Source organism: Rhodococcus sp. (in: high G+C Gram-positive bacteria), from assembly GCF_049286785.1.
Classification (GTDB): domain Bacteria; phylum Actinomycetota; class Actinomycetes; order Mycobacteriales; family Mycobacteriaceae; genus Rhodococcus_F.
The window spans coordinates 1-2,523 of the sequence record NZ_JBAQEO010000285.1 but is presented as its reverse complement, the minus strand read 5'-3'; the positions used below and the strand labels follow the sequence as shown (position 1 = coordinate 2,523).

Below are 2,523 nucleotides of genomic sequence, written 5' to 3'. Positions count from 1 at the left end.
CAAGACCACCTCCATGAAGGCCGTCGCCGACACCTGGCAGAAGCTCGGCCACCAGGTCATTGCGCTCGCCCCGTCCGCCGTTGCAGCCGAAACTCTGGGTGAGGAGATCGGGGTGCAAGCCCACACCCTTGCCACCCTGACCTACCCCTGGCGCGGCGTCATCGGCGACCAGGCCGGTAGCCTCCCGTCCTCGATCGAGATCACCCCGGGCACCATGCTTCTGGTCGACGAGGCGTCCCTCGCCTCCACTAAGGACCTCGCTGCAATCACCGACATCGCCCGTGCAAAAGGGGTGATCGTCCGCCTGCTCGGTGACCCCGCCCAGCTCGACGCCGTCGAAACCGGTGGCGCCCTGAGGCTGCTCGCCGAAGAGACCAGAGCACCCGAACTCACCGACGTGGTCCGGTTCGGCGACGACCTCGAACAGGCCGAAAACTCGTTGCAAGTCCGCGCCGGGAACCCGGAAAGCCTGGACCTGTTCGACGACCGCGGCTGGATCCACAGCGGCACCGCCGCCGAGATGAAAAACCAGGCCGCAGCCGCCTACATCGCCGACACCGACGCCGGTCTCGCATCCATCGTGATGCTCTCCACCGGAGACGATGTCCGCGAGGTTAACCTCGCCGTGCAGGCCCACCAACGTGGCCGTGGAATCGCCGACGAAGCCCACACCACCGAGCTGTCCGATGAGCTCACCGCCGGTGTCGGCGACACCGTACTGACCCGCCGCAACGACCGGACCCTGCGGACATTGGGCGGCCGGCGGCGGAACATGTTCGTCCGCAACGGCGACCTGTGGACCGTCGCCGCCGTCAGCCCCGACGGCTCACTGACGGTGCGCAGCAAGACCCATCACGGCACGATCGTGCTGCCCGCGAAGTACGTGCGCCGCGACACCGAGCTCGGCTACGCCGCCACCGTGCACCGCAGCCAGGGCATCACCGTCGACACCTCCCACACCGTCCCGTCCGGCCCCACCAACCGTGCCGGCCTCTACGTCGCGCTCACTCGGGGGCGCACCGGGAACCACCTGTACGTGCCCACCGAGCCCGGCGTCACCCAGGACACCGAGGGCATGCACCTCGGCGAACACCAGACCCCACAGGCGCACGACGTGCTGTGCCGGATCCTCGCGGCCGACAACGGCCACAAGGCGGCCATCGCCGAAATCCGTGCCGCCACAGGGCACGCGAATAGTCCCGAACGGCTCCACGAGGCATACCTCGCCGCCCAAACCCGGCTCCGTGACCGGTGGCTCGACCACCTCCTCGACCGGGCACTCCCGGCCACGATGCTCGCGACAATGGAAACGGCACACCCCGGCAGCCTCGCCGTGTTGCTCGCGACACTCGCCGAGATCCACGACCGCGGCGACAGCGCCACCCGAGTCCTCAACGACGCCCTCGCCGCCGGAGAATTGCACACCGCCCGCGACGCCGCCGCCGTCGTGAACAGCCGCATCACCAAGGCCACGACGAGCGGCACCCCGGCAGCCCCGGCACTTCCCCCGTTGCCGGCCCGGACCCCGCACACCGACAAGGAACTCGACGGCTACGCCCGCACCGTCGCCGATCTCTACACCCAGGCCCGCCCCGCCGCCGAACAGGACGAGAATGACATCGGAGCCAAGATCCGCCAGTACAACAAGACCCAGGCGCAGCTCGACGTCGACCGTGTCCGGCGGCCGGCGGCAGCCGTGCTCGACCCCGAGACGGCACGACAGTTGGCAACCCAAGCCGGCGCCCAGCGGCTCGGCCGACAACTCCGCAAGGCCGCGCTCGCCGGCCTTGCACCCGCCGACGTCCTGGCCTGGCACGCCCGTCAGCTCGACGCCCGCGGAGAGACTGTCACAGTGCTGAGCCTGACCCGAGACATGGCACCCGCACTCGAGGCCGCGGCCCGCGACGTCGACCGCACCTGGCTCGCCGAACACCAGGAAGTGCTGCGCGAGCACTTCGCGATCGCGGCCGCGGTGGCAGACCGCTCCGAAGAAGATCCTCGGTGGCTGGAAGTCGCCGGCCGAATGCGTCAACTCACCGCACTCGGCGGCTACGACCTGACCTCGCTGTGCGAGCAGATCACCGCCTCAACCCATCCGGCGTCGCTGGCGCCGGGTATCCTCGCGGCCCTCGACGACATCGCCCCGACCGGCCACGAACCTGTCGACCCGAACGCCCCGCGGTGGGTCCACTCGCCCGATATCGACGCACACCAGGTCGACCCGGACCTCGCGACCCAGTTGCGCGAGCAATACACAGGCATCGCCGCCGAGCACACCGCGGTGGTCCGGCGGATCGCGGCCGAAGCCGAGCAGATCCCGGCCGGCGAGCCAACTGTCCTCGGTGGCGGATTCGCGTTCACCGAACACCTCGGACCCCGGCCCGCCAAGGCTGAGCTCGCCGCGCACTGGGACCGCACTGCGGCCGAAATCCATTCTTACCGCGACACCTACGGCATCACCGACACCACCTCTGTAGCCGGTGACCGACCGGAGGACCGCAATGACCGCGCACCATTCAACAC

General features: G+C 69.5%; 1 protein-coding gene. It reads left to right on the top strand.

Annotated features, from left to right (window positions below; translation table 11 throughout):
• Window positions 1-13: 13 nt before the first annotated feature.
• Window positions 14-2,523, top strand: a 2,510-nt coding sequence (locus tag WAW17_RS11315) for an ATP-dependent DNA helicase (RefSeq protein ID WP_422333074.1), incomplete at its 3' end; no start/stop codon positions are given.